The organism is Planococcus sp. VCh962, assembly GCF_057748275.1.
This window is the reverse complement of the sequence record NZ_JBYLHS010000001.1, coordinates 1,183,756-1,208,260: the sequence shown is the minus strand read 5'-3', so window position 1 is coordinate 1,208,260 and position 24,505 is coordinate 1,183,756. Positions and strand designations below refer to the sequence as shown.

Sequence of the window (24,505 nt, the reverse complement as noted above, 5' to 3'; positions counted from 1 at the left end):
CGAATGTTGCCTGTGTAATTAGGGTGGTACCGCGAAATAAAGCCTTCGTCCCTTGCGCAAGCGCAAGAGATGAGGGCTTTTTATTATGTTTGAGGAGGAATACAGATGAAAACCATGAAGACGATGAAAGCTGCAGACATCAGAAGATTATATCTCGAATTCTTTAAAGAAAAAGGCCATGACCAGGAGCCGAGCGCACCGCTTGTGCCTTTTGAGGACCCTTCGTTGCTATGGATCAACAGCGGCGTGGCAACACTGAAAAAATATTTTGATGGACGTGTGATTCCGGAGAATCCGAGAATCGTCAACGCCCAAAAATCTATCCGGACGAATGATATCGAGAACGTCGGGAAAACGGCCCGCCACCATACTTTCTTTGAAATGCTAGGGAACTTCTCAATCGGTGATTACTTTAAAAAAGAAGCGATTCACTGGGCATGGGAATTCTTGACCGATGACCGCTGGATGGGCTTTGAACCGGAAAAATTATCGGTGACGATCCACCCGGAAGATGAAGAAGCATACGAGATCTGGCTCAATGAAGTCGGCGTACCGGCTGAACGCATCATCCGCCTCGAAGGGAACTTCTGGGATATCGGCGAAGGCCCGAGCGGCCCGAACTCCGAAATTTTCTATGACCGCGGAGAATCCTACGGCAATGACCTGAACGATCCTGAACTGTATCCGGGCGGCGAGAATGACCGTTACTTGGAAGTCTGGAACTTGGTGTTCTCCCAGTTTAACCACAATTCGGACAACACTTACACACCGCTGCCGAAGCAGAACATCGATACCGGAATGGGACTGGAGCGCATGGCTTCGGTAGTGCAGGACGTTCCGACAAACTTCGATACTGATTTGTTCATGCCGATCATCCAAAAAACCGAAGAGATTTCCGGCAAGAAATACGGTGAAGACAAAGAAGCCGATATGGCGTTCAAAGTCATTGCAGACCATGTACGCACCGTCGCTTTTGCAATTGGTGACGGAGCATTGCCGTCGAATGAAGGCCGTGGTTATGTATTGAGAAGATTATTGCGCCGCGCTGTCCGTTTTGCAAAAAAACTGGGCATCGAAAAACCGTTCATGTATGAGCTGGTGCCGGTTGTTGGCGATATCATGAAAGACTTCTATCCAGAAGTCACCGAGAAGCAGGATTTTATTACCCGCGTCATGAAATTGGAAGAAGAACGCTTCCACGAAACGCTTCACGATGGACTGGCGATTTTGTCGGCAGTCGTTGAACAGCAAAAAGCGGCAGGCCACATGGAAATTCCAGGAGAAGACGCTTTCCGTCTTTACGATACGTATGGTTTCCCGGTGGAGTTGACGGAGGAATACGCGGAAGAAAGCGGCATGGCAATCGATCATGCAGGCTTTGAAGCGGCAATGGAAGCCCAGCGCGACCGTGCCCGTAAAGCGCGTCAAAACGTCAACTCAATGCAGACACAATCAGAGGTGCTCGGCAGCATTACAGAACCAAGCGAATTTATCGGTTACAGCTTAACGGCAGCTGAAGCGCATGTGTTGGCAATCATCAAAGACGGTGAATTGGTAGACAGCGCCCAAGAAGGCGAAGAAGTGCAAGTGATTTTGGATCAGACACCATTCTATGCGGAAAGCGGCGGCCAGATTGCGGACCGCGGGACGTTGAGCAACGATTTGGTACAGGCATCGGTCCTTGATGTTAAAAAAGCGCCGAACGGCCAAAACTTGCATTCGGTGCGTGTCGATTCCGGTGAATTGACGAAATCGGCTGTTTACGCGGAAGTGGATGCAAGCGAGCGCCGTCATACGGTGAAAAACCATACAGCGACGCACCTTTTGCACCAAGCGCTTAAAGACGTTCTCGGAACCCATGTTAACCAAGCGGGATCGTACGTCGGGCCAGACCGCCTGCGTTTTGACTTCTCCCATTTTGGGCAAGTAACAAAAGAAGAGCTGGAGCAGATCGAACAAATCGTCAACGAAAAAATTTGGAACGGCATCGATGTGAAGACCGGCTACCATAACCTGCAGGAAGCGAAAGACATGGGAGCGATGGCATTATTCGGTGAAAAATACGGCGACGTTGTGCGCGTGGTTGAAATTGGCCGTTATTCACTTGAACTTTGCGGCGGTGTCCATGTCGTCAATACGTCGGAAATCGGCGTCTTCAAGATTGTGTCGGAAAGCGGCATTGGTGCCGGCATCCGCCGCATCGAAGCGGTCACTGGCAAAGGGGCTTATGAGAACTTCAAAGACAGCGAGCGGACGCTTGAAGAAGCAGCTAGCCTGTTGAAATCTTCTCCTAAAGACCTTGTCCAGAAAGTCCAGACGTTCCAACAGGAAATGAAAGGGCTGCAGCGTGAAAACGAATCACTGATGGCGAAAATTTCGAATGCCCAGTCTTCTGAATTATTAAGTTCCGCACGCCAAGTCGGCGATATTACAGTGCTTTCTACGAAAGTGGAAGCGAAAGACAATAACCAGCTGCGCCAAATCATGGATGACTTGAAGCAGAAATTTGAAAAGGCAGTTATCGTTCTTGGTGCGACAGATGGAGAAAAAGTGATGCTGATTGCTGGTGTCACAAAAGATTTGGCAGGCGGGAACTATCATGCTGGACAAATCGTCAAACACGTAGCAGAACAGTGCGGAGGCAAGGGCGGCGGCCGTCCGGATATGGCGATGGCAGGCGCGAAAAACCCGGAAAAACTGGACGAAGCCTTGGAATCTGTCTACAACTTGCTCAAATAGGTTTAATAAATACCCAAAATCGTTTATAATATAATTCAGACAGCGAGAGCGGTTTTCTCCTATCTAGATCCGAAAGCGAGGTGCTTGTCGTGAGTTCATTTGATCAAACTATGAAATTCAATCCGTCTGATGAATCGATGGAGCAGGAAGTGAAGCAAGTGATGCTTCAAGTCCATGCTGCACTCGAGGAAAAAGGCTATAACCCGATCAATCAGATTGTCGGATATTTATTATCAGGTGATCCGGCTTATATTCCTCGCCATCAGGATGCACGCAATATGATCCGCAAACTCGAACGGGATGAAATTCTGGAAGAGCTTGTAAAGTTCTATATCAAAAAGAATAATGAGGAATAAGCATGAGAACAATGGGACTGGATGTCGGTTCAAAAACAATCGGAGTTGCCATCAGTGATGCGCTTGGCTGGACAGCCCAAGGCATCGAGACGGTGAAAATCAACGAGTCTGCGGGAGATTTTGGATTAGCGCGCTTAGGCGAATTAATCAAGTCATACGAAGTCACCCAAGTCGTGGTCGGTTATCCGAAAAACATGAACAATTCAATTGGTCCGCGAGCCGAAGCGTCGGAAAAGTTTGCAGCATTGCTTGAAGAAGCGTATGATATACCGGTGGTCCTTTGGGATGAACGTCTGACGACAATGGCAGCGGAAAAGATGCTGATTTCAGCTGACGTCAGCCGGAAAAACCGCAAAAAAGTGATCGACAAGATGGCAGCGGTCATGATTTTGCAAGGCTATCTTGATTTTAAAAAATAATGAGGTGACGCAAATGGAACACGGACAAGAACACATTACAGTCGTTGATGAAAACGGCAACGAGCAGCTTTTTGAAGTACTATTCACATTTGAATCAGAAGAATTCGGGAAATCGTACGTATTGTATTACCCGGTAGGCGCTGAAGAAGATGAGGATGGCGAAATTGAAATCCAAGCTTCTTCATTCACTGAAAATGAAGACACAGACGGCAAAATTGCCGGCGGCGAATTACGCCCTGTTGAAACTGATGCCGAGTGGGACATGATCGAAGAAATGCTGAACACGTTCCTTGAGGAAGAAGAAGAGAACGAAGAGCTTTAATTTAATGGAGTAAGGGCGGAATTGAAAGCAGATTCCGCCTTTTTCTTTTGTCAGGAATTAGGTATACTGATAATGTGAAACTTCATCCAATGAGGCTTATTTACCTCCAGCGGGAGTTAAATCAACCAATCGGGTTTTTATGACCAGTAGCTATTTCCATCCGAAAGGCTTACTGGCCATTGAAACGGGATAAAGCAAAAAGCTAAGGGGGGGAACCCGTGGACAAGCAGTCGAAGAAAGATATCATGTTCGAACGGATGAGTGAAAAGAAAAAAGAAGTGAAAATTGTCCGTCGAATTGTGTTCATCATCACATTGGTCCTATTGATCGTAGTGGGCATTGCAGGGTTTCAAGCCTATAACTATGTGACGAATGCACTGAAACCGGTAGATCCGGATTCGGAAAAAGTGGTGAACATTGAAGTGCCGATCGGCTCAAATCTGGACAGCATCTCCGCATTGCTGGAAGAAAACGGATTGATCGCCGATGCACGCATCTACAAGTATTATGTGAAATTTAAAAATCAAGCTGATTTCCAAGCCGGGACATATGGGCTGTTGCCTTCAATGACGCTTGATGAAATTACCGAAAGCCTGAAAACCGGGAAAGTTTACCGCGAACCGCTTTTCAATATTACAGTGCCAGAAGGCTTGACAATCGACCAGATTGCTGAAAATGTCATAGCCAAAAAGACGAAATTCACAGCAGAAGAATTTTTGGCAAAAGTACAGGATCCGCAATACATTGATGAATTGATGGTCAAGCATCCTACTTTGCTGACGGATGAAATCAAAGGCGAAAATGTCCGCTATGCTTTAGAAGGATATTTATTCCCTGCGACTTACGCGTTTTATGAAGAAGATCCTTCTTTGGAATTAATTATAGAGCAAATGCTTGAGGCGACAGAGGCAAATGTCGTACAATATCAAGCGGTACTTGAAGAGATGGGGAAAACGCCGCACTGGCTTCTGACCTTCGCTTCATTGCTTGAAGAAGAAGCGACAGCACAGTCTGACCGGCAGACGATTGCCAGCGTGTTTTATAACCGCCTGGAAGCGGATATGCCGCTGCAGACAGACCCTACGGTCATTTATGCGATGGGCGAACACAAAAAGCGCTTATTTAACAAAGACTATCAATTCGAGCATCCTTACAGTACCTATACCAACAAAGGATTGCCTCCTGGCCCGATTGCTTCTGCTGGAGCGTCATCTATCCAGGCAGTACTAGATCCAGCGGATACGAAATATATGTATTTCCTGGCAGATTCCACTGGGAAAAATCATTTTGCCATAACGTATGAAGAGCATTTGGCGAACCGCGATAAATATATCGGCCAATAAAGTGAAACTGTAACCAGCGGGAGTATCATCCCCGCTGGTGAACAGCAGAACATAGGCTAAGAACGCCGCGTCCTGCGGCAACGCCTATGTGACCGACATCCTATCGGCCTCAATCGGGCTTTTACGGACAGTGGTTTTCCGTTCGAAGAAGCGGAAACCTTACTGACCCGTTAAAGCGGGATAAAGTGAAACTCCCGCTGCTATGACGCAGTGATGAAGAACCGCAAAAGCACGGTGAATAAAACAAGAAGGAAGCGGTCTCGCTTTCCTTCTTGTTTTATGTTAGTATAGGAAGTAATTTTTGCGGCAGGTAAAAAGGAGCTTTTGGAAATGGAAGATCAAGATCGACTGCCGAAGACATTAGCGGCAATAAAAAGCTACGCGGAAGAGCATCACGTTCCGATTATGGAAGAGAAAGGCATTAGCGAGCTTGTTGAACTTTTACAGAGCCAGCAGCCAAAATCGATTCTGGAAATTGGTGCAGCAATTGGATTTTCCGCTATCAAGATGGCTTCTGAATTGCCGGATTGCCAGATTGATACCATCGAACGCGATGATGGCCGGTATAGTAAAGCCGTGGAATTCATCGGACAATCCGGTCTGGAAAAACGAATACGGATTTTTCACGGAGATGCGCTTGAGCTGGATCTGGATATTCTGGAACCGGCATATGACGCTATTTTTATAGATGCCGCTAAAGGCCAGTACGAGCGGTTTTTTGAAAAATACGAACCTCTTTTGTCTGAACGGGGAACCGTTTATTGTGACAATATGCATATGCATGGTTTGGCAGAACAGGAAATACAGGATGTTCCGAGAAGAAAACGGACGATGATCCGGAACTTAAGAAAATTTAAAGAACGAATGTTAAATCATCCATCTTATGAAACGACGCTGCTGTCTGCCGGAGATGGAATCATGATTTGCAGAAAAAAGACGCAGGAAAAATAATGAAGTTTGCAAGGAGCTTGAAAGAATGTCTAAAAACCGTCCGGTCGTAATCGGAATCGCAGGTGGTTCGGGCTCAGGTAAAACGAGCGTTACGAATTCCATTTATGAAGTATTCAAGGATCACTCAGTAGTAGTGATCGAACAGGATTATTACTATAAAGACCAAAGTCATTTAGCGTTTGAAGAACGTTTGAAAACCAACTATGACCATCCGCTGGCGTTTGATACAGATTTACTGATTGAACATATCAATAAGCTGCTGCAGCGGCAGCCAATCGAAAAACCGGTTTATAATTATGCGTTACATACGCGTTCAGATGAAAAGGTGCTGATTGAACCGAAAGACGTCATCATCCTAGAAGGAATCCTGGTTCTTGATGACCAGCGCCTCCGTGATTTGATGGATATCAAATTATTTGTGGACACGGATGCAGATTTGCGCATCATCCGCCGTTTGCTGCGGGATATTAATGAGCGTGGACGGACCATTGATTCCGTCATTGAGCAATATTTGAAAGTTGTGCGCCCTATGCATAACCAGTTTATAGAGCCGACCAAACGATATGCCGATGTGATCATTCCAGAAGGCGGGCAAAATGAAGTAGCAATCGATTTAATGGTTACAAAAATTAAAACAATTCTTGAATAGATTGACAGTTTATAATATGATGAGACCAGACTGACGGAGGTTTCCAAAAATCATCCAAAGTCAGCAGTTTAAGGAGTGGGGAATAATGGCGAACGAAAAACAATTTCCAATGACAGCTGCAGGAAAGCAGAAGTTGGAGGAAGAACTGGATTTCTTAAAAACTGTAAAACGGAAAGAAGTCGTTGAGCGGATTAAAATAGCTCGCAGTTTTGGGGATTTATCCGAGAACTCTGAGTATGATTCGGCTAAAGAAGATCAAGCATTTGTCGAAGGCCGTATTTCTACTTTGGAATCGATGATCCGAAATGCAGTTATCATAAATGAAAATGAATTAGATAAAGATATCGTCCGTTTAGGGACAACTGTAACTTTTGTAGAAGTCCCGGACGGCGAAGAAGAATCATATACAATTGTCGGATCAGCAGAAGCGGATCCTCTTGAAGGCCGCATTTCCAATGATTCGCCTATTGCCAAAAGCATGATTGGACGTACAATTGGCGAAAACGTTAAAGTTCTGACTCCAGGTGGCGAAATGGAAATTAAGATCGTTTCAATTACCTGATTTGGACAGCCATTCTTTGTGAGAATGGCTGTTTTTTTAAAAAAGGCCGAAATGAAACATTTCTTTTGTTAAAACGTCAAATTTGTAACATAGCATTATGCTAAAATAATTTGAAGAGGGGGCAAGAATATGAATGATGAAAAAAAACCTTATCCTTCTCGTTTGAATAAAAAGAACCGGTCGAATTCCATTCTTAATATGATGATTGGGTTGGTATTTACATTAATTCTAATAACCGGGGCTTTTATCTTCCTGGATAATGGCGAACAAAACGCCCAAGAGCCGGAATCTGTGCAAATCACCACAGACACTGAACAGCAAACGAGTGGAGAAGAAAGCAATACAGAAAAAGCAGACGCCACGGAAGATGCAGGACAGGATTCTGAAGCTCAAGAAGAAGAAACAGATGAAGCAGCTGAAAATGAAGATGAAAAAACATCAGAAGCTGAAAAAACAAAAGAAGGCAAAGTAACAGTCGGCGGCAAGATTACACGCGAAGCGTCAAATGATCCCATCGTGGCAGAATCGGTCATCAATACGAGCTGGGAGCCAATCGGTACAACTCAAACCGGCGATCATGTGTCAATTTATGAAAAAGATTCAGTTGACTGGAATGAAAAAATCAAAGCTATTACATATGCGACAGGTTTAGCTGAAGACAATATGTATGTTATGATGATAAAAAATGGCGGTGGCCCTCAAAAGTCGATTGGTGTTGTCCAGTCTAAAGATCAATCTCAAAAATACCGTGTCCATTTAGAATGGATTGACGGCAAAGGCTGGAAACCCGTGAAAATGGATGTATTGAAAACACTGGAAGGCGCCTATTAATAAGGCGTCTTTTTTTTGAATAAAATTCATTGGCGAGAGGAAGTTGGAAAAATGAAAATTGGTGTAATTGGTGCAATGGAAGAAGAAGTGGAATTATTAAGAGGAAGCTTGGAAAATGCCCAAAATGAAGAAATTGCAAATTGCGAATTTACTTCAGGTACATACAAAGGCCAGGAAGTCGTTCTGTTGAAGAGCGGCATCGGCAAAGTAAATGCGGCAATGTCGACAACTCTTCTTCTTCAGCAATTTAAACCGGATATCGTGATCAATACCGGATCTGCCGGAGGATTCGACCAAGACCTTGAAGTCGGCGCTATTGTGATTTCAGACGAAGTCCGCCACCACGATGTTGACGTAACGGTCTTCGGGTATGAAATGGGCCAAGTGCCGCAATTGCCTGCCGCATTCCGTTCAGATGAAAATTTGATATCCATTGCAGTTAAAGCAGTTGAGGAATTGGGAGAACATCCCTATGCAGTCGGATTGATTGCTACCGGAGATTCCTTTATGAACGATGCAGAGCGTGTGGAGAAAGTGCGTGGATTCTTTCCGGACATGAAGGCATCCGAAATGGAAGCTGCTGCAGTTGCACAGGTATGCCATCAATTTAATGTGCCATTTGTGGTGATCCGGGCGTTATCTGATATTGCCGGCAAAGAATCGAATATTTCCTTCGACGAATTTTTGCCAGTGGCTGCGAAACATTCTACAGAAATTGTTTTAAACGTTGTAGAACGTTTGGCTGCCAAATAAAAAAGCTGGAAGCGTTGTATCCAACGCTTCCAGCTTTTATACTTTTCGAAGAGTAAAAGTGCTGATCATTAATAAAGAACAAATAATAAAAAGAAACATATAAGCAACAGGCGGAATTACTGAAATACCGAAATAAGATAAAGTTACGACAGTTCCGGCTGCTGTTATCGGCAAGCCGATAAAGAAACCGGTTGTTTCAGAGATATTGAAGCGTGCAAGACGGAAAGCGCCGCTGGCGATATAGATGACCGTGAACACCATGCCGGTTACTCCGAAATCAACCAGCACAAGCTCATAAATTAAAATGGCCGGTGCTATACCAAACGATATGATGTCGCTCATGGAATCCAATTGTTTACCGAGTTCCGATTCCTGGTTAAGTTTCCTGGCAACCATGCCATCAAAACGATCCAAAAATGCGGCAATAAAAATAAATAGCACACTATAGCTGTAAAACTCGTTGAGTGCCGCCATTAAGGAAGCGCCGCCGAAAGCCATATTGCCTATTGTCAGCACGTTTGCTGCCTGTGATCTTAATTTTTTAATTGTGTGATCCATTCGTTCCAATATCAGCAATGGAAGACACTCCTTTTTTTTGTAAACTTCTTCACTTCATTATACTGTGAAAGAACAAAAAATGGTAGACTATTTTAAGCAATGGAGGTGTCTGTGTGAAAAAAAAGCTTTATCAGAGATCGATTGAACTAACAAACGGGCCGATTACATCAGGCTTGATACGTTCTTTCGCCCAATCTGCTGCAAGCAGATGGGTGATTCCAAATTATATCAAAACTTACAAAATACCAACGGCCGATATTGAAAATCAATTGAATTCTTTTCCGACGCTGCATGATTTCTTTATCCGAAAGCTGAAAGCGGAAAGCAGGCCGACCGCCGGCGTACCAGTGGTTTCCCCAGTAGATGGCAAAATAGAGATTTCAGGGGATATGCATGAAGGAATTCGCTTTCTCGTGAAAAATCAGCAATATTCGTTGACTGATCTGCTGGGCCATCGTGGGCTCGCTGAGGCGTATCAAAATGGCAAATATATTGTGCTTTACCTTTCACCAGCGGATTATCACCGAATTCATAGCCCCGCATCCGGGAATATCCTCAAACAATATGTGCTGGGAAAAAAATCTTATCCCGTCAACGGACCAGGGCTTCTGTATGGCAAATCTCCGATCAGCGGCAATTACCGTATGATTACGGAACTTGAAACGGCTTTTGGCAATATGCTTGTTGTGAAGGTTGGCGCGATGTTCATCAATTCCATTGAGCTGACTAACAATCAGAAAGCATGGGAAAAAGGCGATGAAGTGGCTTATTTCAGTTTTGGCTCTACCGTGGTCCTGTTCTTTGAAGAAAACCGCATCGATTTTTGTGAAAATGTGAAAGGCGGAGAACAGATCAAGGTGGGAGAAGCCCTAGCACGTATGGTATAATCAATAGAATTAAGTTCGGAAAACGGGAGTGGTTTGTGATGTATCGATATTTTATACCGAGTCAGTACGTAAAGAGTGTTTTTGACATTTCCCCTGAAACGCTGATTGAAAAAGGAATCCGGGGAATTATTACAGATTTAGACAATACATTGGTTGAATGGGACCGTCCAGATGCGACCCCGAAATTGATTGATTGGCTGAGATCCATGAAAGTTGCGGGAATCCAAGTGATTATCGTATCGAATAATAACGAATTGCGGGTTAAATCATTTGCAGATCCGCTCGGTATCCCTTTTATTTTCCAAGCGCGCAAACCGATGGGCCGGGCATTCCGCAAAGCGCTAAAGCTGATGAATGTTAAGCGTGACCAAGTTGTAGTGATCGGCGATCAAATGATGACTGATATTTTCGGCGGAAATTTGAACAAATTGCACACGATCCTGGTTTTGCCTGTCGCCCAATCAGACGGGTTTTTCACTCGCTTTAACCGATTAATGGAACGCCGTATCATGAAGAAGTTAAAAGAAAAAGGACAATTGACATGGGAGGAAGAAAATTGAACGAAATGCCAACATGCATCGGCTGCGGAGCCCAGATTCAAACAGATCGGCCAGGGGAACTTGGTTACGCACCGGTATCATCATTAGATAAAGAAGAAATTATTTGTCAGCGCTGCTTCCGGTTGAAAAATTACAACGAACTACAGCCGGTATCTCTTACCGACGACGATTTTTTAAGAATTTTAAACGGGCTAGGGGAACGCAAAGGGCTGATTGTGAAAATCGTCGATATTTTCGATTTCAACGGCAGCTGGATTCCAGGGCTTCACCGATTTGTAGGCCAAAACGACATTTTATTGATTGCCAACAAGGCAGACCTTTTGCCGAAATCGGTCAAACAGTCCAAGCTCATCAACTGGATGAAACAAGAAGCGAAAAAACTTGGACTAAAGCCGGTTGATGTATTGACGGTAAGTGCGCACAAAGGAACCGGCGTCTTAGAAGCGATGCAGGCGATAGACCTCTACCGCAAAGGCGAAGACGTCTACGTGGTAGGTTCAACGAATGTCGGGAAATCGACTTTCATCAACCGTATCATTAAACAAGCGACCGGCCAGTCGGATATCATCACCACTTCCCATTTCCCTGGAACGACACTCGATATGATTGAGATACCGTTGGATGATGAAAAATCACTTTACGACACGCCAGGGATTATTAATCATCATCAATTAGCGCATCATTTGCACTCTTCGGAGCTGAAAATGATTATGCCGAAAAAAGAGCTGAAGCCGCGGGTATTCCAATTGAACGCAGAACAGTCCCTGTTCATCGGTGGCCTTGCCCGTTTTGACTTTATCCAGGGAGACCGCTCTTCGTTCACGGTTCATGTAGCGAACGACCTGCAAATTCATCGGACCAAATTGGAAAATGCGGATGCACTGTACGAACAGCACCTTGGCGGAATGCTGGCACCGCCTACAGCGGAGTACAAAGACGACTTTCCAGAGTTAGTACGTCGCGAATTTCGGGTAAAAGAAGGTAAGACAGATATTGTCTACTCAGGCTTAGGCTGGATTACTGTACAGCATCCGAACGTAGTCATCGCTGCTTATGCTCCTAGAGGAGTAGAAGTGTTTTTAAGACCATCACTGATCTAGGGGGATTTTGATGAAGAAATGGTACGCGGTCATCGGCGACCCGATTGCGCATTCCCTGTCGCCGTTCATGCATGATTTTTGGTTTGAAGAACATGGAATTGACGCCACATATATACCGGTTCATGTCCAGCCTTTTGAACTGGAAAATGCTTTCAATGCAATGAAGACTTTAGGGGTCAGCGGCTTTAATATTACGTTACCGCATAAACAGTCCATCATTCCTTTTTTGAACAAACTTGATGAAACCGCCGTCGTGATGAATGCGGTCAATACGGTTACGTTCAACGGACGCCAATATATCGGCTGGAATACTGATGGGGATGGTTTTGTGCGTTCCTTGTCTGCACAGCCCATTACCCTTAATGAAAATATATTGATCATTGGAGCAGGCGGAGCTGCAAGAGGCATTGCTTTTGCTTTAAAACGCGCCAATTTCAAAAATGTTACCATCACCAACCGAACGTATCGTCGGGCAAAGGAACTGGCGGAAGCGTCCGGCAGTTCTGCTTTGACTTTGAAAGATGCAGAAATGACGCTCGCGGACTACAGCATCATCATCCAGACCACTTCAGTCGGCTTAGCGAAAGATGAGGCTCTTCCAATTTCATTGGAAAACTTAAGCACGGGATCCCTTGTAGCGGATATTATTTATAATCCGCTGGAAACTCCCTTTTTGAAAGCGGCACAAGAAAAAAATTGTACGGTATTGAACGGTGTCGGAATGTTCGTCTATCAAGGCGCCATCGCTTTTGAAAAATGGACCGGCATTAAACCGGACACTGAAAAAATGATTGAAATCATTACAGATAAATTAGGAGGCAATTATGTTAACAGGTAAACAAAAACGCTTTTTGCGAAGCGAAGCTCATCATCTAGATCCAATTTTTCAAGTCGGTAAAGGCGGAGTCAGCGGAACTATGCTGCGCCAGATCGAAGAAGCGTTAGAAGCAAGGGAATTAGTGAAAATCAGCATTTTGCAAAATAACGAAGACAATAAACACGATGTCGCCAACCAGCTGGCCGAAGGCACTTACGCGGAACTTGTCCAATTGATTGGCCACACAGTGGTTCTATATAAGCCATCAGTAAACAATAAAAGAATTGAGTTGCCGGTAAAAAGATGAAAAAAGTCGGGATTTTAGGCGGGACATTTAATCCTCCTCATCTCGGCCATCTTATTATGGCCAATGAAGCGCTCCATGCCACAGGGCTGGATGAAGTCCGCTTTATGCCCAATTACATTGCTCCTCATAAAGAAGTCAGCGGCGCAACTGCAGCTCATCGCCTTGAAATGACGCGGCTTGCCGTCAATGGACATGATAAGTTTTTGGTTGAGGATTTTGAGATCAAGCAAGGCGGCGTTTCCTATACGTTCGATACAGTGAAAAAGCTGATTCAACGGGAACCGGATACCGATTTCTATTTCATTATTGGCGGGGACAGCATTGAAGGGCTGCCGACTTGGTACCGGATCGACGACTTAGCGAAAATCATCCGGTTCATCGGCATCAGGCGTCCAGGTTATTTGCACGATACCATGTACCCTGTACTGTTAATCGACTCGCCAGAATTGCATCTATCGTCGACAATGCTCAGAGACCGCGTGGCAGAAGGTGGAACCATTTCTTTTTTAGTGCCGGAAAAAGTGGAAGCTTTTATTCGAAAGGAGCGGTTATATGGATCAAAGCATGATGATTGAGAAAGTGAAAGAACGGCTGCCTGAAAATCGCTATAATCACGTGAGAGGGGTAGTCGAAACGGCCATCGCCTTGGCAGAAAAATTCAATGTGCCGGTAGATAAAGCGCGGGTCGCTGCTATTTTGCACGATGTCGCGAAGTTTTCAGACCGGGAATGGATGAAATCGATCATCATTTCCGAGAACATGGATCCGTTACTGCTCGAATACCACGCAGAATTATGGCATGCCCCTGTAGGAGCTTACGTCGCCCGGACAGAATTCGGCATTGAAGATGAAGATGTACTGAACGCCATCAAGTACCATACGACCGGCCGGCCAGGCATGTCAGATCTGGAAAAAATCATTTATATTGCTGATCTTATCGAACCGAACCGCAAATTTTCAGGAGTTGAAGAATTGCGACAATTACCAGAACAGGGATTGGATGTTATGATGGAAGCCAGCGTTAAACATACCATTGAGTTCCTGGTATCAAAAAATCAACCGGTTTATCCGGATTCACTGAAGTGTTACCAATACTTCGTGCAACAGAAAGGGAAAGTGAAAGAATGAATAAACAAACTTTATTACAAATGGCATACAATGCTGCCGAGGATAAAAAAGCAGAGGACATCGTTGTCTTGAATATGGAAGGCATTTCATTGCTTGCTGACTATTTTATTATTTGCAGCGGTAATTCTGATCGCCAAGTGCAAGCAATTGCCAGAGAACTGATCGACCAATCCAACAAAGCCGGCAATACGGTGAAAAGCGTTGAAGGATTTGATGCAGCACGCTGGATTTTAGTCGATTTAGGAGACGTTGTCGCTCACGTATTCCATAAAGATGAGCGTTCTTATTATAATTTAGAGCGCCTCTGGAGAGAAGCGCCGACAATGGAAATATGAGATATGGAAAATTTGCATCAGTTTATGATGAACTGATGGAAGATATTCCGTATGAAAAATGGGTGGAATGGGTTGCTTCCCATATCCAATCCGGAAGAATTCTGGACTTGGCATGCGGGACAGGAACCCTTTCCCAGCTTTTCAGCGAAGTGGGATTTGAAGTGACAGCGAGCGATTTATCAGAGGAAATGCTGACAATTGCCAGCCAACGCTTCGGGGAAGCAGGCCAGCACATTCCAGTGCTGCAGCTGTCCATGGACAATCTGGAAGGGCTCTCCGGATTTGATGCTGTGACGATTGCGATCGATTCACTTAACTATCTGGAGACGGAAAAACAAGTGCAGCAGACATTCAAAGAAGTGTTCGATGCTTTGAATGAAGGCGGGCATTTTTTCTTTGACATTCATTCTGTTTATAAAGTGGACCATGTTTATATGGATGGCCCATTTGTTTTTGATGGGGAAGATGTCGCCTATATTTGGCACACCGAGCCTGGAGATCACGCACACAGCATTGTCCACGACATCACGTTTTTCATTCAGCAAGGCCAGTTGTTTGAACGCTTCGAGGAAACACATGAGCAACGCACTTTTGAAGTTGCTGACTATGTGGCTTGGCTTGAAGCGGCTGGATTTTCGGTGGAATCAGTCACTGCCGACTTTACCGGTGAAGCACCGGATGAAGAAAGCGAACGGATTTTTTTCCATGCAAAGAAAAAAGAAAACTAAATCAATCCAAAAGCTGTCCGCAATTTTGCGGACAGCTTTCTTATTTCAGAATCGTTTTCGATTGACAAGCAAGTTTCCTTGGAAACTTGCATAGACAAAAAACTTCAGTTAATGTACAATTCAGACAGCTTCTTATCTAATTGCTTTCTGAAGAAAAGAGGAATGTCCGCTGAATTTTTCAGAACTTCGAAGCAAACTTGGCTGGCTGCTGATTCCAGCCGTGGCCATTGTCTTATTGCTTGTTTATTTTTTATTTCCTCAACAAGAACCAGATTCTGATCTGGAAACATCTCTTGAGTTAATCCAAGCTGAACCCCCTCAGCAGACGGAAACCCCCACCCAAAATCCTGTTCCAACAGATTTGATGGTCGACATAAAAGGCCAAGTTGCAAAGCCCGGAGTATATGAATTGCCTGCAGATTCCCGAATAAAAGACGCCATCGAAGCAGCTGGCGGTTTTTTGGTCACGGCAGAATCGAAAGCCATTAATCTGGCCATGAAAGTTCAAGATGAAATGGTGATTTATGTACCGGAAGTCGGAGAAGAAGTTGTTTTACCGGCGGCTCAGGCAGGCGCTGCTACTTCTGCCGGGGCTGCAGCAGCATTGGTGAACTTAAATACCGCTACAGAAACAGAGTTAATGACATTATCCGGAATCGGCCCCTCCAAAGCGGCTGCCATCATCGCTTACCGGACGGAAAATGGCAATTTCCAGAAAATCGAAGATTTAAAGAATGTCACGGGCATTGGCGATAAAACCTTTGAAAAATTGAAGGACAGCATTACGGTAAACTGAAAGGCAGATGAGTCAAACGGACGGTTGACGAATATTTCCTCTCTGCTACACTTATTTTAGACGAAATAGCAGGAGGCAATTAGATGAAGCGAATAACTTGGGATCAATTCTTCATGGCGCAAAGCCATTTACTGGCACTCAGAAGCACCTGTACCCGGCTTGCCGTAGGCGCTACCATTGTGCGGGACCGGCGGATTATGGCAGGCGGCTATAACGGATCCATTTCCGGCGGCGATCATTGTATTGACAAAGGCTGTTACGTGGTCGACGGGCATTGCGTCCGTACCATCCATGCGGAGATGAATGCTCTTTTGCAATGTGCCAAATACGGCGTAAGCGTCAATGGCGCTGATATGTACGTCAGCCATTTCCCGTGTCTGCAATGCTCGAAATCGATTATCCAAGCAGGGATTTCCCGTCTTTATTATGCAGCGGACTATAAAAACCATGCTTATGCCATCGAATTGTTTGAACAGGCTGGAGTCGAAGTGGTCCAAGTCATTTTCGATGAACGGAAAATTGACTTTTTAAGTGCTGAAAAAGCAAACCTATACATGGAAATGCTGGAGACATTGCGGGAAAAAGGCGGCACCGAAGAAGAATTGGCCTATTACACTAAGCGGGTGGATCAATTATTCGGAGAAGTCGAAGTTTAAACGACAATAGTTGGATTTATATAGCAACGGCAATCGCAATTGCCACTTTTGCAGCGCATGATACACCGGTTCAGCTCGTGTTCATGGCGCTGCTTTTTTGTTGGATGGGCTGGAAAAGAGAGTCGTATTCGCACATGGCGATTATCGCTTTAATTGCCATGAGTTGTTTTGCATGGCAGGATTTGCGGATGCAGGATGCATTTGATTACTCAAAGCCTTATGCAGGTGAATTAACGTTTAATGGGAATTATGTGATCGACGGTGACGGCTTAAGAGGGTTTGCCCGTCTGGCAGATGGCACAGTCGTTTACGCAAAATACCAGCTGAAATCTCCGGAAGAAAAAGAAGCCATGGAAGAAAAACTGTATGAATCCAAGCTTTATATTGAAGGGGTTTTCGAAGAGCCGTCTCCGCCTTCCCATGAATACTCTTTTGATATGCAAAAGTATTTGGACCATAATGAATCACGCTATATTTTAGCCATCCAGACGGTCAATGCGGTAAAATCGGCCCCGACAGTAATCAGCAAGCTGTATGAGCGCAGACAATGGCTTAAACGGCATATACAAGCTGCTTTTCCTCCATCTTTAACCGCCGAAGCGGAAGCATTGCTGATCGGTGAGCAGGAAAATATGACAATTGAAGACCGCCAGATGTATCAGACGCTTGGAATCACCCATTTATTTGCCATTTCGGGTCTCCACGTCGCCATTATAGTCGGTATCGGTTATTTTATACTGATTCGCCTGCGAATACGGAAAGAAACGGCTTTATTGCTGTTATTGGCCATTTTGCCGATGTATGGGGTGCTTGCTGGAGGCGCGCCCTCGGTTCTGAGATCAATCCTTATGGTGAGCGTGGTGATGGCTCTTCGGCTTTTTCATATCCGACTGGCGATTGCGCATATTTTATTGGCCAGCTTTGTCTTGTTCATTTTGTGGGATCCCTTCATCATGTATGATATCGGCTTTCAATTGTCATACGGAGCTTCTTTTGGCATCATATACTCGAAGCCTTTTCTAAGCGGGGAAGGGACAGCCGTTAAAAAAGGGCTGATCATTACTGCCATTTCACAGTTGACTCTTTATCCTTTGCTGCTGCATCATTTTTATGAAATTTCATTGTCGGCTTTCCTCGTAAACAGCTTTTTTGTGCCCCTTTACACCTTATTCATTTTACCGGTGAATCTGATTTTGCTCGGCTTGACGTTTCTGTTTCAGCCCGCAGCCGAATTCTTTTTTTATTTCTATGTGCCGATTCGGGGCTTTATCGAAACAGTCATGCAGTGGCTTTCGGGGCTGCCTTACCAAATGTGGAATCCTGGGAAACCCGGTCCTGTAGCAATAGTGGTTCTATTTGTTAGTGTGTTCACTTTTTACATTCTGGCAGAAAGCGGTTTTCGCCTATGGAAATTGCTGGTGTTATTGGTCCCGGCGCTTTGCTTTAGTGCATTGCCTTATTTCGATCCGACTCTTAAAGTCACTTTTTTGGATGTCGGCCAAGGCGACAGTGCTGTGATTGAACTGCCTTATCGCAGTGGAGTTTATGTCATAGACAGTGGCGGTCTGCTTCGCTTTGATACGGAAGCATTCAGAAAACGAAACAAGCCGTATGAAGTCGGCAGACAAATAGTGGCTCCATATTTAAAAGGCAATGGCATTTCGAAAATCGATATTCTGGTGCTAAGCCATGCGGATGCTGATCATGCAGAAGGTGCAGAAGAATTGTTTCCGCTCTTTAAAATTGAGCAATTGCATTTATCGCCCGGCTCAGCGGCTACAGACATCATGCAAGCACTCGCGCCTTTTGCAGGAGAAGCGCCAGTGCTGTTTCCTGGGAAGGGGTCGGGATGGCAGGAGAGGGGCGTCAGCTTCCGCTATTTATCACCGAAGGATGCTGAATATGAAGGCAATAATGATTCGCTGGTGTTATTGATGGAGAGCGGGGGTTTCCGTGTATTATTTACAGGAGATCTGGAAGCGGCCGGAGAACATGACCTAGTGACAAGCTACGGCAACAGCCTGGCAGCTTTAAGCGTTTTAAAAGTCGGCCACCATGGCAGCAAGACTTCCAGCAGCCAAGAATTTCTGTCTCTCGTACGGCCTGGGGTGTCCATTTTTTCAACCGGCATTGATAACCGTTACGGCCATCCCAGCGAAGAAGTAGTAAAGCGCTTTGGTGAATTGGGGCTGCCGACTTTAAATACGGCAGAAACAGGAACCATCGAATTCGAATATCGTGACAGGAACTTGCAATTTCAGACCATGCGTTAAAATAAAAAAAAGTTCCTGCCAGTAAGCGGGAACCTTTTTTTCTATTTAGCGAGCTACAAATTGCACTACTGCCGCAATAATAAAGATAGCTGCAAAAAATACGAATGATACTACAAATCCCATTCCTGCGTCGATAGCGTCGTTACGCTTCGACTGTACATTCTGTTCAAATTCATTCATTGCTATCCCTCCTAATTCCTCCTTATTATAAGCGAATGAAAGTTAAAAATCTAGATTGAACTGAATATTATCGGCTGATATTCAAGGCCGACACAAAAATGTCGAAATACCAAACAGCAGTAAAATCCGATATAGTAGAGAGAGGAGGTGCGTTTCATGATCACTTCAGTATGGAAAGCCATTCGCAACGGACAAATAGACCCTGTCTATGTCATAACCGGAACGGAAAGTTATTTTATTGAGAAAACCCTGGATCTGTTAAAGTCAAAGATGACGGATGGAGAACCGGAATTCATCAATTTTGATTTGGAAGAGGTCCCGGTCGATTATGTGATAGAAGAAGCGGATACTATTCCGTTTTTTAGCGACAGAAAATTGATCATCGCTAAAAACGCTTCTTTCTTAAAAGCAGCTGAACGCGGAAAAGAAAAAATCGACCATAATTTAAAAGCCCTGGAAGCTTGGCTGGAAAATCCGCCTTCAAGTTCTGTCACGATTTTTGTAGCACCCTATGAAAAGCTGGATGAGCGCAAGAAAATCACCAAACTGGTCAAGCAGCACGCAGTAATGGTGGAAGCAAAAGCTTTGCAGGCCAATGATTTGGAGGTTTGGGTGCAGCATGAAGCGAAAAGTTTCGGGAAGCATATCGAGAAGCTGGCAGCACAGCGTTTGATTGAAATCGCCGGCACTAATTTAACGTTATTGTCTTCCGAAATAGAAAAAATGTCTCTTTATCTTGGCTCGGAGGAAGAAATTACGGAAAGGCTGATTGAGCAAATGACCGCGCGGACTCTTGAGCAGGATGCTTTTAAAATGCTTCAGGCTTATTTGGACGGAAATATCAGTGAAGCCCTGAGTGTTTATTACGATTTGATCCGCCAAAAAGAAGAGCCGGTCGCATTGACTGCGTTGCTTGCTTCACAAATCCGCTTTATGGTGCACGTCTATTATCTGCAAAAGAAAGGCTATCACGCCCAGCAGATTTCCAAACAATTAAAAGCGCACCCGTACCGGGTAAAACTTCTGGTCGAAAAGCGCCAGCAAATTTCCGAACAGCGTTTGCTCGAAGTGCTCAACGATTTGGCGGAAATCGATCTGCAGCTGAAAACTCAAAGCGGCAACCGCGAACGGATTCTGGAATTCTTTTTGATGAAACGGAAACAGGGAAGGAAAACGAATACGCCGGTCTAGCGGCAAGAGGGGATTTATTAGTTTCAAGCGATCACTTAGCTTTTTAGATTGTGGGGAATCTTTTGTTATATAAATTGAATTAAAGAATTATCCTTTTATCTGCCGCTAGGACCGCTTTGGGCAGGGCCAAGACTAGCGTTTCTGCATTGCACCTGCATCGCTGTGCTAATTCGGTGCATGAAAAAACGCCGCTACGCTAGCTTCGAGACATGAAAGTGCCTTGCAGCGCTGAGCGCTTCGTCGCAAACACTTGTCATCACAATCCTCGGCTTTTAAAACATGTGCTCCTGCGCAAGCTCGTCGCAAAGCTATCGGCCGAAATGATTCGGCCGATAGCTTGGCAACTGTTTAGCGGAATATCATAGAGTGATGAAAAATAATTGTCTCCAACTTATTAAGAACAAACCAAAAACATGATAACAAAGTAAAAAGGCCGATTCCATTAAGGAATCGGCCTTTTGCGTTTTACGCTTGTTTTTTCATCAAGCGAGATTTTTTGCGAGCTGCAGTGTTCTTGTGGATAAGACCTTTAGAAGCCGCTTTTTCCACTTGTTTGATTGCCGCTTTTACTGTATCGCTAGCGTTTTCTTCGTTGTTCAAAAGAGCTTGGTCAGCTTTTCTGACAGCAGAACGCATAGTCGATCTCACGTGTGAGTTTTGAGCGTTTTTCGTTTCATTCGTGCGGACACGTTTGATAGCAGATTTAATGTTTGGCATGTATTTCACCTCCTAGACAAATAGGAACAGAGATGGAATCATCTCAACTCTTTTATGTCTCTATACAACATCAGTTATTTTATCAAATCATGGAAAAGAATGCAATAGATATGTGCAAAGAAGTTTCCCTTGACAGTGAAACGATTTAAACAGCCCACGATTGCTCATTAGAAGCGGTGCTGTTATAATTCAGAGTAGTTTATATAGGAGTGAAGAGAATGAATCATGAGGAACGATTAACACGTCAAAGCAAAATACGCAACTTTTCCATTATTGCGCACATTGACCACGGAAAGTCTACGCTTGCCGACCGTATATTAGAAAAAACAGAAGCTCTGACTTCCCGGGAAATGAAAGCTCAATCTTTGGATTCAATGGACCTTGAACGGGAACGCGGCATCACAATCAAATTGAATGCCGTTCAACTGCACTATAAAGCAAAAGACGGAGAAACGTATATTATGCATTTGATCGACACTCCGGGACACGTCGATTTCACATATGAAGTATCCCGCAGCTTGGCAGCCTGTGAAGGCGCTGTCCTAGTCGTTGATGCGGCGCAAGGCATTGAAGCGCAGACATTGGCAAACGTGTATTTGGCGCTGGACAACGAACTTGAAATTCTTCCGGTCATCAATAAAATCGATTTACCGGCTGCTGATCCGGAGCGGGTAAGAGGCGAAATTGAAGAAGTGATCGGTTTGGATGCTTCTGAAGCCGTTCTTGCCTCTGCAAAAGCAGGCATCGGCATTGAAGAAATCCTGGAACAGGTTGTCGAAAAAGTTCCTGCACCGACCGGTGATCCAAGTGCACCTTTAAAAGCATTGATTTTTGATTCGTTATACGATCCATATCGCGGCGTAGTCGCGTATATCCGGATTGTAGAAGGAACTGTTAAACCGGGTGACCGCATCAAAATGATGTCTTCCGGCAAAGAGTTTGACGTGATTGAAGCGGGAGTTTTTACACCGCACACTGCACTTCAGGAAGAATTGACTGTTGGGGATGTTGGCTTTATAACAGCGGCCATCAAAAACGTCGGAGATTCTACCGTCGGTGATACCATCACACTGGCTAACAACCCGGCGACTGAAGCTTTGCCAGGATACCGCCGTTTAAACCCAATGGTGTATTGTGGGTTATACCCGATTGATACGTCTAAATACAATGATCTTCGGGATGCACTGGAAAAATTGGAACTCAATGACGCCGCTCTTCAATTTGAACCGGAATCTTCCCAGGCGCTTGGCTTCGGCTACCGCTGTGGGTTCCTTGGATTGTTGCATATGGAAATCATCCAGGAACGGATTGAACGCGAATTCAAAATTGATTTGATTACAACGGCGCCAAGCGTTATCTATGATGTGCATATGACGGACGGCGAAGTCCGGAAGATCGATAACCCCGCGTTGATGCCGGATGCTCAAAAAATCGAAAAAGTAGAAGAGCCGTATGTGAAAGCCTCCGTAATGGTTCCCAATGATTACGTTGGAGCAGTTATGGAAATCTGCCAGAAAAAACGCGGGAACTTCCTGACGATGGACTATATCGACGCAACTCGCGTCAACATCATCTACGAATTGCCGCTGGCTGAAATTGTCTATGATTTCTTTGATCAGCTGAAATCCGGCACGAAAGGCTATGCTTCGTTCGACTACGAGTTGATTGGCTATAAAGAATCCAGATTGGTCAAGATGGATATTCTTTTAAACAGCGAACAAGTAGATGCGCTTAGTTTCATCGTTCATAGAGACTTTGCCTATGAACGCGGAAAAGCCATCGTTGATAAATTGAGAACTTTAATTCCTCGCCAGCAGTTTGAAGTTCCAATCCAAGCTGCGATCGGACAGAAAATCGTTGCGCGCCAAACCATCAGTGCGATGCGCAAAAACGTTCTTGCTAAATGTTATGGTGGAGACATTTCCCGTAAACGGAAACTTCTTGATAAGCAAAAAGAAGGTAAGAAGCGCATGAAACAAGTAGGTTCAGTAGAAGTTCCTCAGGAAGCATTTATGGCCATCCTGAAAATGGATGACCAATCAAAATAAACAAAAAGAGGAGGCCTATTTTGCGCCTCCTTTTCTTATTAGAAAGAAGGAATAGTATGGTTAAAGGATTGTATATCCATATCCCATTCTGCCATCAGATTTGCCATTATTGTGATTTCAATAAAGTGTTTTTCAAAGATCAGCCGGTGGATGCCTATATCGATTCTCTCGGCAAAGAACTGGCACTATGGAAACAAGAAGGGGCATTGGATCAGCCGCTTGAAACCATTTTTCTTGGCGGCGGGACACCCACATCCCTGACTCCGGAACAATTGCAGAAATTGCTCGATTACATTCATCAATATGTGCCGATGTCTGAGAACCTGGAATGGACATCAGAAGCAAATCCCGATGAATTGACGAAAGAAAAAATGGAGGTCTTGTTCAAAGGCGGCGTCAACCGCCTTTCAATGGGCGTCCAGTCATTTGATGCCGATCTTTTGAAACGCTTGGGCCGTACCCATAGTAATGGAGACGTCAAAAGAGCGGTGGAAGAAGCGCGGGAAGTCGGCTTCACGAATTTGAGCTTTGATTTGATGTATGGTTTGCCTGGCCAGACGATGGCGCAATGGGAAGATACATTAGAACAGGCATTTGAATTTGGCCTGCCGCATTTCTCCGCTTACTCGTTGATCATCGAGCCGAAGACCGTCTTTTACAACTTGATGACGAAAGGAAAGCTCAATACCGTAACCGAAGACTTGGAAGCGGATATGTATGAAAAATTAATGCATGAAATGGAAGCCAGGGGCCTTCAGCAATATGAAATATCCAATTTTGGCCGTCCCGGTTTCGAGTCGCGCCATAATCTCTTGTATTGGGATAACGCTGAATACATCGGAGTCGGCGCTGGAGCCCATGGCTACGTGAATGGCGTCCGTTATTCAAACCATGGGCCATTGAAAAAATACATGGCGCCGCTGGATGCAGGCGTCCGTCCAATTTTGAATACGCATGATGTACCGGTCAACGAAAAGATGGAAGAAGAGATGTTCCTCGGCTTACGCAAGACAGCGGGTGTTTCCATCAGCGGCTTTCAGGACAAGTTCCAACAATCGCTGGAACAGGTATATGGAGCAATTCTGGCTAAGGAAGTGGCCAATGAAAACTTGGCTATTGAAGGCGATAGAGTGAAGTTGACAAAAAAAGGTCGTTTTGTCGGCAACGAAGTGTTTGAGCAATTTCTTCTAGGCTAATTGAAGGGGAAAGCGGGCATCCGGTCTGATAGGTAAATAAGTCTATACAAAAAAATGCGCATCCGTTGACAAGGGAAATGGAATTTGTTAATTTTAATGTAGT

The 24,505-nt window shown here is 44.7% G+C and carries 28 protein-coding genes and 1 other annotated feature (1 of these 29 cut by a window edge); of the genes, 25 read left to right on the top strand and 3 right to left on the bottom strand.

Annotated features, from left to right (window positions below; genetic code table 11):
* Positions 1-56, top strand: a binding site (T-box leader) (it extends 155 nt beyond the left edge of the window).
* Positions 57-114: 58 nt separating this feature from the next.
* From alaS to mtnN, 10 genes are all read left to right on the top strand, one after another.
* Positions 115-2,739 carry an alanine--tRNA ligase gene (gene alaS / locus AC3AQ9_RS06135; RefSeq protein ID WP_488306839.1) on the top strand — a complete coding sequence of 875 codons (2,625 nt, stop codon included), beginning with the start codon at positions 115-117 and terminating at the stop codon, positions 2,737-2,739.
* An 89-nt stretch (positions 2,740-2,828) separates the two neighbouring features.
* Positions 2,829-3,095, top strand: coding sequence for an IreB family regulatory phosphoprotein (locus AC3AQ9_RS06130; RefSeq protein ID WP_300992522.1), 267 nt, complete (start codon positions 2,829-2,831; stop codon positions 3,093-3,095).
* Between the two features lie 2 nt (positions 3,096-3,097).
* Positions 3,098-3,514 carry a Holliday junction resolvase RuvX gene (ruvX, locus tag AC3AQ9_RS06125; RefSeq protein ID WP_488306541.1) on the top strand — a complete coding sequence of 139 codons (417 nt, stop codon included), beginning with the start codon at positions 3,098-3,100 and terminating at the stop codon, positions 3,512-3,514.
* Between the two features lie 13 nt (positions 3,515-3,527).
* The gene (locus tag AC3AQ9_RS06120) at positions 3,528-3,836 is read left to right on the top strand and encodes a DUF1292 domain-containing protein (RefSeq protein WP_488306540.1); all 309 of its coding nucleotides are present in this window, start codon (positions 3,528-3,530) and stop codon (positions 3,834-3,836) included.
* 218 nt (positions 3,837-4,054) lie between these two features.
* Positions 4,055-5,179, top strand: a complete 1,125-nt coding sequence (gene mltG / locus AC3AQ9_RS06115; RefSeq protein ID WP_488306539.1) for an endolytic transglycosylase MltG — start codon at positions 4,055-4,057, stop codon at positions 5,177-5,179.
* A gap of 330 nt (positions 5,180-5,509) precedes the next feature.
* Positions 5,510-6,130: an O-methyltransferase gene (locus tag AC3AQ9_RS06110; protein ID WP_488306538.1), complete on the top strand. Its 621-nt coding sequence runs from the start codon at positions 5,510-5,512 to the stop codon at positions 6,128-6,130.
* Positions 6,131-6,155: 25 nt separating this feature from the next.
* Positions 6,156-6,779, top strand: coding sequence for a uridine kinase (udk, locus tag AC3AQ9_RS06105; protein WP_488306537.1), 624 nt, complete (start codon positions 6,156-6,158; stop codon positions 6,777-6,779).
* A gap of 85 nt (positions 6,780-6,864) precedes the next feature.
* The gene (greA, locus tag AC3AQ9_RS06100; RefSeq protein WP_488306536.1) at positions 6,865-7,341 is read left to right on the top strand and encodes a transcription elongation factor GreA; all 477 of its coding nucleotides are present in this window, start codon (positions 6,865-6,867) and stop codon (positions 7,339-7,341) included.
* Between the two features lie 129 nt (positions 7,342-7,470).
* Complete coding sequence (locus AC3AQ9_RS06095) at positions 7,471-8,172, top strand: YrrS family protein (protein WP_488306535.1); 702 nt, start codon at positions 7,471-7,473, stop codon at positions 8,170-8,172.
* Positions 8,173-8,223: 51 nt separating this feature from the next.
* The gene (gene mtnN / locus AC3AQ9_RS06090) at positions 8,224-8,925 is read left to right on the top strand and encodes a 5'-methylthioadenosine/S-adenosylhomocysteine nucleosidase (RefSeq protein ID WP_488306534.1); all 702 of its coding nucleotides are present in this window, start codon (positions 8,224-8,226) and stop codon (positions 8,923-8,925) included.
* A 36-nt stretch (positions 8,926-8,961) separates the two neighbouring features.
* On the opposite strand, the gene pssA is transcribed toward mtnN, so the two are convergent.
* Complete coding sequence (gene pssA / locus AC3AQ9_RS06085) at positions 8,962-9,501, bottom strand: CDP-diacylglycerol--serine O-phosphatidyltransferase (RefSeq protein WP_488306533.1); 540 nt, start codon at positions 9,499-9,501, stop codon at positions 8,962-8,964.
* A 95-nt stretch (positions 9,502-9,596) separates the two neighbouring features.
* On the opposite strand from pssA, the gene AC3AQ9_RS06080 reads away from it, so the two are divergent.
* The 12 genes from AC3AQ9_RS06080 (at position 9,597) to AC3AQ9_RS06025 (ending at position 19,070) form a co-directional block, all read left to right on the top strand.
* Positions 9,597-10,370, top strand: a complete 774-nt coding sequence (locus AC3AQ9_RS06080) for a phosphatidylserine decarboxylase (RefSeq protein ID WP_488306532.1) — start codon at positions 9,597-9,599, stop codon at positions 10,368-10,370.
* 38 nt (positions 10,371-10,408) lie between these two features.
* Positions 10,409-10,930 (top strand): YqeG family HAD IIIA-type phosphatase, encoded by a 522-nt coding sequence (locus AC3AQ9_RS06075; RefSeq protein ID WP_488306531.1) that lies wholly within the window; start codon positions 10,409-10,411, stop codon positions 10,928-10,930.
* A complete protein-coding gene (gene yqeH / locus AC3AQ9_RS06070) occupies positions 10,927-12,030 on the top strand; it encodes a ribosome biogenesis GTPase YqeH (protein WP_488306530.1) in 1,104 nt (367 codons plus the stop codon). The genes AC3AQ9_RS06075 and yqeH overlap by 4 nt, the downstream gene beginning before the upstream one ends.
* A 10-nt stretch (positions 12,031-12,040) precedes the next feature.
* The gene (gene aroE, locus AC3AQ9_RS06065) at positions 12,041-12,868 is read left to right on the top strand and encodes a shikimate dehydrogenase (RefSeq protein ID WP_488306529.1); all 828 of its coding nucleotides are present in this window, start codon (positions 12,041-12,043) and stop codon (positions 12,866-12,868) included.
* Positions 12,855-13,154 carry a ribosome assembly RNA-binding protein YhbY gene (gene yhbY, locus AC3AQ9_RS06060; protein ID WP_488306528.1) on the top strand — a complete coding sequence of 100 codons (300 nt, stop codon included), beginning with the start codon at positions 12,855-12,857 and terminating at the stop codon, positions 13,152-13,154. Before aroE ends, yhbY begins: the two co-directional genes overlap by 14 nt.
* A complete protein-coding gene (locus AC3AQ9_RS06055) occupies positions 13,151-13,729 on the top strand; it encodes a nicotinate-nucleotide adenylyltransferase (RefSeq protein ID WP_488306527.1) in 579 nt (192 codons plus the stop codon). The genes yhbY and AC3AQ9_RS06055 overlap by 4 nt, the downstream gene beginning before the upstream one ends.
* Positions 13,707-14,282, top strand: a complete 576-nt coding sequence (gene yqeK / locus AC3AQ9_RS06050) for a bis(5'-nucleosyl)-tetraphosphatase (symmetrical) YqeK (protein ID WP_488306526.1) — start codon at positions 13,707-13,709, stop codon at positions 14,280-14,282. The genes AC3AQ9_RS06055 and yqeK overlap by 23 nt, the downstream gene beginning before the upstream one ends.
* The gene (gene rsfS, locus AC3AQ9_RS06045) at positions 14,279-14,617 is read left to right on the top strand and encodes a ribosome silencing factor (protein WP_488306525.1); all 339 of its coding nucleotides are present in this window, start codon (positions 14,279-14,281) and stop codon (positions 14,615-14,617) included. Before yqeK ends, rsfS begins: the two co-directional genes overlap by 4 nt.
* Positions 14,614-15,345 carry a class I SAM-dependent DNA methyltransferase gene (locus AC3AQ9_RS06040; RefSeq protein WP_488306524.1) on the top strand — a complete coding sequence of 244 codons (732 nt, stop codon included), beginning with the start codon at positions 14,614-14,616 and terminating at the stop codon, positions 15,343-15,345. The genes rsfS and AC3AQ9_RS06040 overlap by 4 nt, the downstream gene beginning before the upstream one ends.
* A 220-nt stretch (positions 15,346-15,565) precedes the next feature.
* The gene (locus tag AC3AQ9_RS06035; protein WP_488306523.1) at positions 15,566-16,141 is read left to right on the top strand and encodes a helix-hairpin-helix domain-containing protein; all 576 of its coding nucleotides are present in this window, start codon (positions 15,566-15,568) and stop codon (positions 16,139-16,141) included.
* An 83-nt stretch (positions 16,142-16,224) separates the two neighbouring features.
* Complete coding sequence (locus tag AC3AQ9_RS06030; protein ID WP_300992558.1) at positions 16,225-16,797, top strand: ComE operon protein 2; 573 nt, start codon at positions 16,225-16,227, stop codon at positions 16,795-16,797.
* Positions 16,798-16,931: 134 nt separating this feature from the next.
* Entirely contained in the window at positions 16,932-19,070 is a 2,139-nt protein-coding gene (locus AC3AQ9_RS06025; RefSeq protein ID WP_488306522.1) for a DNA internalization-related competence protein ComEC/Rec2, read from the top strand.
* A gap of 45 nt (positions 19,071-19,115) precedes the next feature.
* On the opposite strand, the gene AC3AQ9_RS06020 is transcribed toward AC3AQ9_RS06025, so the two are convergent.
* On the bottom strand, positions 19,116-19,250 hold the full coding sequence (locus tag AC3AQ9_RS06020) for a YqzM family protein (RefSeq protein ID WP_036806444.1): 135 nt from the start codon (positions 19,248-19,250) through the stop codon (positions 19,116-19,118).
* Between the two features lie 156 nt (positions 19,251-19,406).
* On the opposite strand from AC3AQ9_RS06020, the gene holA reads away from it, so the two are divergent.
* Positions 19,407-20,441 carry a DNA polymerase III subunit delta gene (gene holA, locus AC3AQ9_RS06015; RefSeq protein WP_488306521.1) on the top strand — a complete coding sequence of 345 codons (1,035 nt, stop codon included), beginning with the start codon at positions 19,407-19,409 and terminating at the stop codon, positions 20,439-20,441.
* A gap of 465 nt (positions 20,442-20,906) precedes the next feature.
* Here holA and rpsT read toward each other — a convergent pair whose 3' ends face one another.
* Positions 20,907-21,158: a 30S ribosomal protein S20 gene (rpsT, locus tag AC3AQ9_RS06010; protein ID WP_488306520.1), complete on the bottom strand. Its 252-nt coding sequence runs from the start codon at positions 21,156-21,158 to the stop codon at positions 20,907-20,909.
* Between the two features lie 218 nt (positions 21,159-21,376).
* Here rpsT and lepA point away from each other — a divergent pair, with 218 nt between their 5' ends.
* Complete coding sequence (lepA, locus tag AC3AQ9_RS06005; RefSeq protein WP_488306519.1) at positions 21,377-23,206, top strand: translation elongation factor 4; 1,830 nt, start codon at positions 21,377-21,379, stop codon at positions 23,204-23,206.
* Positions 23,207-23,262: 56 nt separating this feature from the next.
* Positions 23,263-24,402, top strand: a complete 1,140-nt coding sequence (hemW, locus tag AC3AQ9_RS06000; protein ID WP_488306518.1) for a radical SAM family heme chaperone HemW — start codon at positions 23,263-23,265, stop codon at positions 24,400-24,402.
* Positions 24,403-24,505 lie beyond the last annotated feature (103 nt).

Bases quoted from the DNA above. Each gene is read 5' to 3' on its own strand.
- alaS (WP_488306839.1), top strand. From the start codon at position 115: ATGAAGACGATGAAAGCTGCAGACATCAGAAGATTATATCTCGAATTC.
- ruvX (WP_488306541.1), top strand. From the start codon at position 3,098: ATGAGAACAATGGGACTGGATGTCGGTTCAAAAACAATCGGAGTTGCC.
- AC3AQ9_RS06120 (WP_488306540.1), top strand. From the start codon at position 3,528: ATGGAACACGGACAAGAACACATTACAGTCGTTGATGAAAACGGCAAC.
- AC3AQ9_RS06110 (WP_488306538.1), top strand. From the start codon at position 5,510: ATGGAAGATCAAGATCGACTGCCGAAGACATTAGCGGCAATAAAAAGC.
- udk (WP_488306537.1), top strand. From the start codon at position 6,156: ATGTCTAAAAACCGTCCGGTCGTAATCGGAATCGCAGGTGGTTCGGGC.
- greA (WP_488306536.1), top strand. From the start codon at position 6,865: ATGGCGAACGAAAAACAATTTCCAATGACAGCTGCAGGAAAGCAGAAG.
- AC3AQ9_RS06095 (WP_488306535.1), top strand. From the start codon at position 7,471: ATGAATGATGAAAAAAAACCTTATCCTTCTCGTTTGAATAAAAAGAAC.
- mtnN (WP_488306534.1), top strand. From the start codon at position 8,224: ATGAAAATTGGTGTAATTGGTGCAATGGAAGAAGAAGTGGAATTATTA.
- AC3AQ9_RS06075 (WP_488306531.1), top strand. From the start codon at position 10,409: ATGTATCGATATTTTATACCGAGTCAGTACGTAAAGAGTGTTTTTGAC.
- aroE (WP_488306529.1), top strand. From the start codon at position 12,041: ATGAAGAAATGGTACGCGGTCATCGGCGACCCGATTGCGCATTCCCTG.
- yhbY (WP_488306528.1), top strand. From the start codon at position 12,855: ATGTTAACAGGTAAACAAAAACGCTTTTTGCGAAGCGAAGCTCATCAT.
- AC3AQ9_RS06055 (WP_488306527.1), top strand. From the start codon at position 13,151: ATGAAAAAAGTCGGGATTTTAGGCGGGACATTTAATCCTCCTCATCTC.
- yqeK (WP_488306526.1), top strand. From the start codon at position 13,707: ATGGATCAAAGCATGATGATTGAGAAAGTGAAAGAACGGCTGCCTGAA.
- rsfS (WP_488306525.1), top strand. From the start codon at position 14,279: ATGAATAAACAAACTTTATTACAAATGGCATACAATGCTGCCGAGGAT.
- AC3AQ9_RS06040 (WP_488306524.1), top strand. From the start codon at position 14,614: ATGAGATATGGAAAATTTGCATCAGTTTATGATGAACTGATGGAAGAT.
- AC3AQ9_RS06030 (WP_300992558.1), top strand. From the start codon at position 16,225: ATGAAGCGAATAACTTGGGATCAATTCTTCATGGCGCAAAGCCATTTA.
- AC3AQ9_RS06025 (WP_488306522.1), top strand. From the start codon at position 16,932: ATGGCGATTATCGCTTTAATTGCCATGAGTTGTTTTGCATGGCAGGAT.
- AC3AQ9_RS06020 (WP_036806444.1), bottom strand. From the start codon at position 19,250: ATGAATGAATTTGAACAGAATGTACAGTCGAAGCGTAACGACGCTATC.
- holA (WP_488306521.1), top strand. From the start codon at position 19,407: ATGATCACTTCAGTATGGAAAGCCATTCGCAACGGACAAATAGACCCT.
- rpsT (WP_488306520.1), bottom strand. From the start codon at position 21,158: ATGCCAAACATTAAATCTGCTATCAAACGTGTCCGCACGAATGAAACG.
- lepA (WP_488306519.1), top strand. From the start codon at position 21,377: ATGAATCATGAGGAACGATTAACACGTCAAAGCAAAATACGCAACTTT.
- hemW (WP_488306518.1), top strand. From the start codon at position 23,263: ATGGTTAAAGGATTGTATATCCATATCCCATTCTGCCATCAGATTTGC.